The following is a 7557-nucleotide window of genomic DNA, read 5'->3' on the forward strand; positions in this document are numbered from 1 at the left end:
TGGTGTCCTCACACATTTTTGCGCCAGCGGTGTCCTGTGTGTCCTATGTGTCCTATGTGCACGACTCCCCGTTCTCATAGTTTGCTACACCTCTCCGAGCAGCATCAAGACGTGGCCTTTCGGGCCTGCATTCTCGCTATCAACTTTCTTAATTAACCCTGATTCGATCAGCGAGTTCTCTGCATCGTCAAAAAATTTCTTATCCCGACCGGCAATGCTATTTCTCACTAGCCCGCGCGACAGCTTTCCGTCTTCACTGGTCAATTTCTTCACAATCTGCGAAGCCACCCGATTCACGTCCCGACTGTGCTTTGTCTCCTCAGCGACCGACGCGCGTATTCCCTCTAGTTTTCCGCGACTCACGTTGACACGCTCGGTCTCAGAGCGGTGCAATTCCTGCACAGAGTGCCGGGTGGCATCGGATACGGCCATGACAGCACCCGCGCGATCCCAATCCTCTTGTGTCACAGCGTCATAGCGGCAATCCAGTGCCATCAGTGCCGCAGCGAGCTTGAGCTGTACCAAGTTCTTATGACCATCCAGCGGATCTACCGAGGAATTACCACGATTGATCTCCCGCATAGTTTGCAAAATTAAATCGCTCACCGAGTTCGGTATGCCTAGCGTGACGAATTCGCTCGAATCGGCCTCGTTGCCCAGATCCTTATTCACGCTGATATCAGGATCAACTATCCCCTGCTGAAACATTCCCGGCCAACGCGGTAGGTCAAGTTTCGGAGGTAAGTCCGGTGCCACGTCTGGCATGTCAGGATCTATGGTCGGTAGCCAAATAAAGCGCTGTGGTGTACCGCCGTCAGCTTCGTCAAATAGAGGTCGAGCGCGACCCGGTTGCACACCCAAAATCATCGCGAAGCGATAGCGATTCGCGCGCAAAATAATCGTTTTGTCCTCGGCCGCAAAGTCTTCGGCTAGATCCTCGCCTGACCACGCTGACCGTAATTCACTCATCAATGACGCGCTGCGCATTTTTGCCGCGATCAGCGAATCAACCTCGGGGACTATCGCTAGAACACTCCACTGTTTGCCTTGTTGAACGAATTCGTATTTCGTAGGAATACCCGCAACGCCGGTACCTGGCTGGATAACTCGACCGATCTGCGCGTAGCACTTGCGTAACCCTTCGGTGGTGCCCGGTTTTCGCGGTAGATAGTTTGGTTCTACGCTGAGCCAATCTTTCATCGCACTAATGCTCGTACTCTTGGTTCGGCCACTTTTGCCAACCAGAGCGTAATTCTGGTTCAAGCTGGCGTAGCTGCCCACTGTTGGCGGCAGCACGACATTCGGAGGAATTGCCGAAACCACGCGAGCCAGCGATGCACCGAGCATTGCAGTAGGCGACACACAACGCGCGCGAGCCCACTGCTGTAGCCATTGCAGATGTTCCGACGAACCCCAGAAGTCGGCCAAATCGGATCGAATAGAGTCGGCGGGATCGGCATAGGTTGTCGCGTTGGACTTCTGTTGCTCACCGACGCTTTCTATACGAAAGTTCACGTGACCGACCGATTCGGTGTCATTGGAGTTTGTTCCGTACTTGCGGTTCACCTCGGCCCGAATGTCATCGGCGGATCGCGAGAGCGTCCACCCGACGCCGTTAGCCTCAAGACGCGCGAAGTCATGCCCGCCGATGTGAGAATCGAATTCGGCACCGACCTCACCGTTTCGGGCTCTCAGCGCATAGGACGCAATGGCTGCGGCTTTCAGCTCTGCCGACGCACGGGCATACGGATACAGATTCAACCGGGCCTCGTTAGCCGCGATTCGCAGATAGTTTCGTAGGCAATCACGCGTGCCAGCAGTCTTTTTTGACAAGCTCGCCGTAAGGTTGTCCAGCGCACGTGGCCGCACGTTCGCCGATTCAGTCTCGGCTTTGAAGGCAGCTACCGCAGCGCTATCCGCGACCACAGAACCATCTGCACTCCACGCCCTGGCGCTGAGCTTCCGTAGGTAATTCCGTGCGACCTCCGGTAGCGCTGGCACCGGACCGTGCGATACCCATTTGTACTCCGCGCCGACACTGGCTTTTGCGTGCGTAGACGGCTGCACCATGAACACCGAATTACCAGAACGAATTTCTCCGACCTGCGTACTGTCGTTGAGCCGGAATTGCCCGGCGACGAACGTTTCGGCGCTCGCGAACACATAGATGCCGCGTTCGTTACCAGCTTCGCCGGGGCGTGAAAGTTGGACTCTGCCTGTTTTCAGCCACGAAAGCTCGTCGGGTATCGGGCCGTCTACGTCAAAATCGAATGCGACAACGCCACTGCGCCCGGTATGCACAGCGATCAGCGGCGGTCTATCGCAATCCCAACGCGCCTTGATCACATCTACGTCGCGTGTCGATTTGATCTGCCATTCCAGCCCCACGATGCTACCGGGATTCTTCGGCTTACGCGGATCGACTGGCAGCAGATACGCACCGCCATCTGCATACGCAAGTGCCGCCTTATGCGGCGACAATCCGTTTACGTCAGGAATTGAGACACAACGTGATTCATCGCTGTTTGGCGCAGAATCGCCGTGTTCCTCACCGCCGTTGTCGGTCGGGCTTGGTATGGTGTTCACATCACCCCTTCGGTGAACCCCCGACTGCTCTATCTGCCAGATTCACGGTCGGGGGTTTCTCTCTGTTTGACCCTTAAATTTACTGTGCGCCATATGATTTGCGCATCTAGCCAAGATCAGGCGAGTCTGGCTAGTCAGATATCACCAATGCCGACACGCTGACGTTGTTCAGTCCCTACAACTTGGCCGTAGGCGTAGAATCATGCCCGTATGGCAGTGAGAGGCACTGCTGTACAAGCCAATTCGTTCAGCAATGACGGCTTGGCCGGGAACCGGTCCGGTGCGATCTAGCTATCGGGATCGCACCGGACACGGTTACTAGTTTCTCTAGCCGACTCGGTACGGCGTGACGAACTGGCAGTTCGGCACCACGATTTCGTATTTCTGGATCAGCGCACCGAGGCATTCTGAGCAATACCGGACGAACACGACGTGCTCACCCAACGCGATTGGCCACACAAGGTGGCTCGAACGCCCGGTGATGCTGTCGTGCAATCCCGTAGGTTGCAACAGCCGAAGGTCACACCCGCGATCCTCTCGGGCAGCAGCAAGCGCATCCGCTGCGATGTCTGGCAGTGTCCGCGATCCAAATGCATAGTGGCGCTCAAGTGTTGGTGATCCGGTGATCTGTGAGATAAACAGCCCGACGGGCACCGGACCAACAGGCTCGGGTGTGTAGGGTGGCGTAACCGTGAACGGAGAGAAATCGCTTGCGATTTGGGCGCCGTACGCCAGATCGTCGCTTGGGTCGGATGCATACGTAACGCGAGCGTGCTCGGCGATTCGCTGGGCGATGGCCATTAGCTCGCCAAGACGGTAGGGCACCAACTGTTGCCATTCCGGCAGCGTAGAGAGGTAACCGTCGACCTCGGTGCGTGCGGCATCGTGGCGTTCTGCCACTGAAACCCGCGCTACGTCGTCAGTTTCAAGCGCAGAAATGTGTTGTTCGGCGGTCAGTGCGTCACTCATATCGAATGTCATTAGAATCTCACGGTCCTCTTGTCGCTAGTGGTGGTGGCGTGTAGGTGTTCGGCGATATCGTGCAAAGCGGTAGCGATGCTGCTCGCAGATCGGGCGATGGCCGCGTGCGATATCGCGTGCGATGCGGCGATGAATCGGTCAAAGTCATCGCGAGCATCGATATCGGTGCTCACCGAATCTGCGGCCTTGTCGGCCAATTGTGTTGCTAACGCCGATGCTTCGGCGTGGTGCATTGGATTCATCACGCGCTCGCCCTTGCGTTCAGGTCGCGTGTCGCGGCCCATACGAGTACATCAAATTCGCTTGCACGCAACGCCTTTCCGATTTTCTTGGTCGGCAGTGATCGGTTACCGATTGCCTCCCGGACCGCCCATAGCGTCACCGGCAGACCGCGATCCTGTAGAAATTCGACAATTCCGTATTTGTCGAGCTTGGCGAACGTTGAGGGATCTACCGCGTCAATCTCGTCTCTGAGCCTTTGCGGCAGTTTTTCGTATGGGTCGGGACTGCGAGACATGTTGTCCTCCTGAGAATTTAGTGCCCGATATCGAGACGTTTGGGTAGCGTCGGGCCAGCGCAGATTCTTCTGATTGGTGTTCTGCGGGCTCAGTTCACAACCGGGACTCCACGCCGCGAAGGCGATTTATGAGGTCTACTCGGTGCCGCTGACAACAGATTACACCAGCTCGGCACCGATAGCAACGTGCGAGCCTGGCACGGTTATATGCCTTTACCTGCTGATTGTCGGCTACTAGCCAACTCGTCCGCAAACGCCAAAGGATCGCGTCGGGATCTATTTGGATTATCGAATTCAGTCCTTGCGATCCCGTTTTGTCGTCACGTGACGCAGGACCACCGGCCTACCCACCAGGGCCGGGGGGTCGAAAATTGCGTATCTGCAACCAATTTCGATCACAGAATGCTCGGTAGCGGTGAAAGTCTCCTGTTTCGGACAAGAAAGCACCGCACCCTGCGCGTCAGGTAACGGGCCAACGTCGCTGTATCGCGCAGGATGCGGTGCGGTCTCGGTCGGCCACCTAATCAGTGGTCGGTGCCGGTGTTAGTGCTGCGGTCTATTTCTTCTTGAAGCGGCCCGACTTCGCGCGGGGTCGGCGCTTGCCTTTACCTTTGGCCATTGGGTCAGTCCTCGTTTCTCTGTCGGTTGACGGGCAGGCTCTCGCTCGCGGCCTTGCCGCGATATCTCCCACCGTGTGCGGGATCGGCGTTCTCCAGCCCTGGTGGGGTCAGTCCGTATCCGTGACAGAACTCGGACGCGGACGCAGGTTCGGGCTCATCGAGGTATGGCCACGGAACACGCAACGGTGGGTTCTGCATCGCTGTCTCGCATTCGCTGACGCAACTCGGACGGCTACGCCGGTCCCGGCCAGCTCGGCGCGGTGTAAGTCGAGCCAGCGGTGATTTGGATGCAGACCGCAGCGGAGCGGTTCCTGACACCGACACCGAAAGCGTTGGTAAAGAAGCTGTCGACCAACGGATAGGGACCGGCGTTACCAGGGATAAGTTTTAGGCCCTGGTACGACGTATCGGGATGGATACGGAAACCGACTGCGTTGTGCGGGCTGTTAGCGCCAGCGCTGGCCACGACGGCCACATATCCGCTCGGGAGGATTTCGGTCGGGATGATCCAGCTGTCTCCGTAGGAACCGATCACCCGCAATCCGTCAAGATCAGCCGGTGCAGGCGATCCGACAATTGTTTTCGAGGTGAGATAAGGCGGGGCATCCGCAGAAGGGATGAAGTCAAAATTCGCGACCGGTCCACCCGCGCGGGATTCTTCGCCGGATTTCCACGTAGCGATCTTGTCGGTTTCAGCAGAATTCGCGAACACCAGGATTCGCGAGCCAGCGCGCCGACCGTAGCCCTTTTGGGTCAGCATCCGCACAGCGTCTTCGATATCGGCGCTGTCGAGTGTCGCGTTCTGGGTGGCCAAATAGTGGCTGGTGTTCGACGGGAATTGGCGACCCAAATACGGCAGCGGTGCCAAACCATCGGTACCGTTCCACAGTCCGCGAACCGGCTGGTTTTCCGGCGAGATCCGCTCGGTGGGGTCAAACAAACGCTTGAGAATTTGGCGCGTCACGTTGCGGTTATTCGCCTCAACAATCGACGTGGCCACGTGATCGACCTGCTGACGATTTGCGTCACGCAGGAACCGCCACGTGAAGCGGGTCGCCAGATCGTAATCGCGGAAGTCATACGCATTGACGGTGTAGTTTCCGGCCTGCACCGCTTTCGGTACACCAAACTCGCTGGCCTCTTCGAAATGCGCCTCATCGATTCCACCCGGCACAGCATCCGCGACGGCGGTGGTCGTGTAGCACAAATGGCTCACAATCGCGGAGCGGTGCGCGTTGACTTCGTTCAGCAGATCGTTGTAGTCCTGCCAAAGCTGATCGAGCGGAATTCCGTCGGCAGTTTTGTTGACGCGAGCCGCGCCAATGACATCGCCTTCGGTATGGAAACCGCCACGCTGGTCAGAACCGAATAGCGCGAACGAACCAAAGTCGAGCGCTGAAATATCCTTCGTCGGCAGTTCGGCGGGCGCGAGAAACGCGGTCATCGTGGTAATTCCATTCTCTATTTATCGGCCCGCCGAGACCATGTGAATATGTGAGCACGACTATACGCCGTTCTATCGCGAATTGTGTTCAGCGCGCGCGTAATTCGCGCTATCGATATCACTGCGCGCGGCTGCGATCTGTCGGATACCAACTGCGCGCGATCTGGCGCTGTCGCTAGCGTTTGGAGGATCAGGAATACTTCAAATAGTCAACGTTATTAGGACAGAATCTACTGAAAGATGCCGAAATCAAATTTCGTGCTTGCGCACTTGAATATCCATATTCGCCGCCATTCATCACGTAGGTCATCATGTTGTTCATAACCTGCTGTGGCGTTGCGGCGTACGGGCTGGACGGGTCGAGCTGTTGCACCATCTTCGCAGAATCGACCCAACCGCAGAGCATCCGTCCCTCCGTGTCGACATAGTCGTCTGCGAGCGCGGACGGCGCAACGGCGATAGCGAACGCGAACGCTACTGCGCCCATGCAGAGTGGTGATATCGACTTCATTACCGCCTCCGGTTCGTGGTTATCCGGCGAACATGTTAGTCGGCCTTTGCGGAGGACCGCCCAGATTTCCCACAAAGGCCATAGCGCCACAAGCCGCCCTGGTGGTGTCTGCGTAGCCAAATCGCCAGCCTCACGGATTTTCGAGCGGTATCGCCCAGTGCCCGCCAGGGCGGGTGGGTTGAAGAAACGGTCAGCTAACGCTATTGCGTGACAGAAATACGCCTGACATGGCCAATTGCAGCCCGTCGCAATCCCATAGCTATTGCTAGCTAGCAAATGCGCTAACTAGGTGCTTGCTGTGGCTAGCGCTGGGGTAACGCTGGGGTGAAACCGCCCAGTGAGCCCTCACACGGCCATTTTCCGCCCATATCCGCAGCTAGATACTGGTACCCCCACCGGGACTCGAACCCGGAACACGCAGATTTTAAGTCCGCTGCCTCTGCCAATTGGGCTATGGGGGCTTGCGCTGCTCAGAGGCCAGTTTCCCTTATCGGCTGGAGTCTGATCACGAGGTGACCTTATCGGTCGGGTGCCATCGCCTGCAGAGGCATGCCCTGGTGGCGGCCGGGGAACCGCCCCGACGATGGGGGGAGTTGCCGGGGCGGTTCGACCAACAGCGTAGGCCGAACGACCTGTGTCGGGTCTCAGCGTTTGACGATCCCCCAGACCGGGGTAGTCGATTGGCTATGGACCCCAACGAGAAGCCCCAACCCGGAACCGAGGAATGGACCGAGGACGAGCAGGCGCTCGCGCCGGCGACGTACGGTGCCGAAGCATTGCCGTCAGAGGACGACGAGAGCTAGCTGTACTGACCTGAGAGGTTAGGTACGCGGCTGGCGGGTGGTTGACCCTTGAGTGCAGTGTGGCCGCGGTGATGATTGTAGGTGTGTAGCCAGCG

6 protein-coding genes and 1 tRNA gene are annotated in these 7557 nt (G+C 57.6%); all 7 read right to left on the reverse strand.

Going from position 1 to position 7557, the window contains the following annotated elements; translation table 11 throughout:
* Positions 1-84 precede the first annotated feature (84 nt).
* A complete protein-coding gene (locus tag ACLBYA_RS02380; RefSeq protein ID WP_447707744.1) occupies positions 85-2586 on the reverse strand; it encodes a bifunctional DNA primase/polymerase in 2502 nt (833 codons plus the stop codon).
* A 327-nt stretch (positions 2587-2913) separates the two neighbouring features.
* Entirely contained in the window at positions 2914-3555 is a 642-nt protein-coding gene (locus ACLBYA_RS02385; RefSeq protein WP_447707745.1) for a hypothetical protein, read from the reverse strand.
* A gap of 11 nt (positions 3556-3566) precedes the next feature.
* Positions 3567-3851 (reverse strand): hypothetical protein, encoded by a 285-nt coding sequence (locus ACLBYA_RS02390; RefSeq protein WP_447707746.1) that lies wholly within the window; start codon positions 3849-3851, stop codon positions 3567-3569.
* The gene (locus ACLBYA_RS02395) at positions 3809-4084 is read right to left on the reverse strand and encodes a hypothetical protein (RefSeq protein ID WP_447707747.1); all 276 of its coding nucleotides are present in this window, start codon (positions 4082-4084) and stop codon (positions 3809-3811) included. Before ACLBYA_RS02395 ends, ACLBYA_RS02390 begins: the two co-directional genes overlap by 43 nt.
* A gap of 852 nt (positions 4085-4936) precedes the next feature.
* Positions 4937-6148 (reverse strand): hypothetical protein, encoded by a 1212-nt coding sequence (locus tag ACLBYA_RS02400; RefSeq protein ID WP_447707748.1) that lies wholly within the window; start codon positions 6146-6148, stop codon positions 4937-4939.
* 190 nt (positions 6149-6338) lie between these two features.
* Positions 6339-6635, reverse strand: a complete 297-nt coding sequence (locus ACLBYA_RS02405) for a hypothetical protein (RefSeq protein WP_447707749.1) — start codon at positions 6633-6635, stop codon at positions 6339-6341.
* 408 nt (positions 6636-7043) lie between these two features.
* Positions 7044-7120: transfer RNA gene (locus tag ACLBYA_RS02410), tRNA-Leu, on the reverse strand.
* Positions 7121-7557: the final 437 nt, after the last annotated feature.

Source organism: Mycobacterium sp. C31M (genome assembly GCF_053345865.1).

Coding starts and splice junctions, on each gene's coding strand:
- ACLBYA_RS02400 (WP_447707748.1), bottom strand. CDS start 6,148: ATGACCGCGTTTCTCGCGCCCGCCGAACTGCCGACGAAGGATATTTCA.
- ACLBYA_RS02395 (WP_447707747.1), bottom strand. CDS start 4,084: ATGTCTCGCAGTCCCGACCCATACGAAAAACTGCCGCAAAGGCTCAGA.
- ACLBYA_RS02390 (WP_447707746.1), bottom strand. CDS start 3,851: ATGGGCCGCGACACGCGACCTGAACGCAAGGGCGAGCGCGTGATGAAT.
- ACLBYA_RS02385 (WP_447707745.1), bottom strand. CDS start 3,555: ATGAGTGACGCACTGACCGCCGAACAACACATTTCTGCGCTTGAAACT.
- ACLBYA_RS02405 (WP_447707749.1), bottom strand. CDS start 6,635: ATGGGCGCAGTAGCGTTCGCGTTCGCTATCGCCGTTGCGCCGTCCGCG.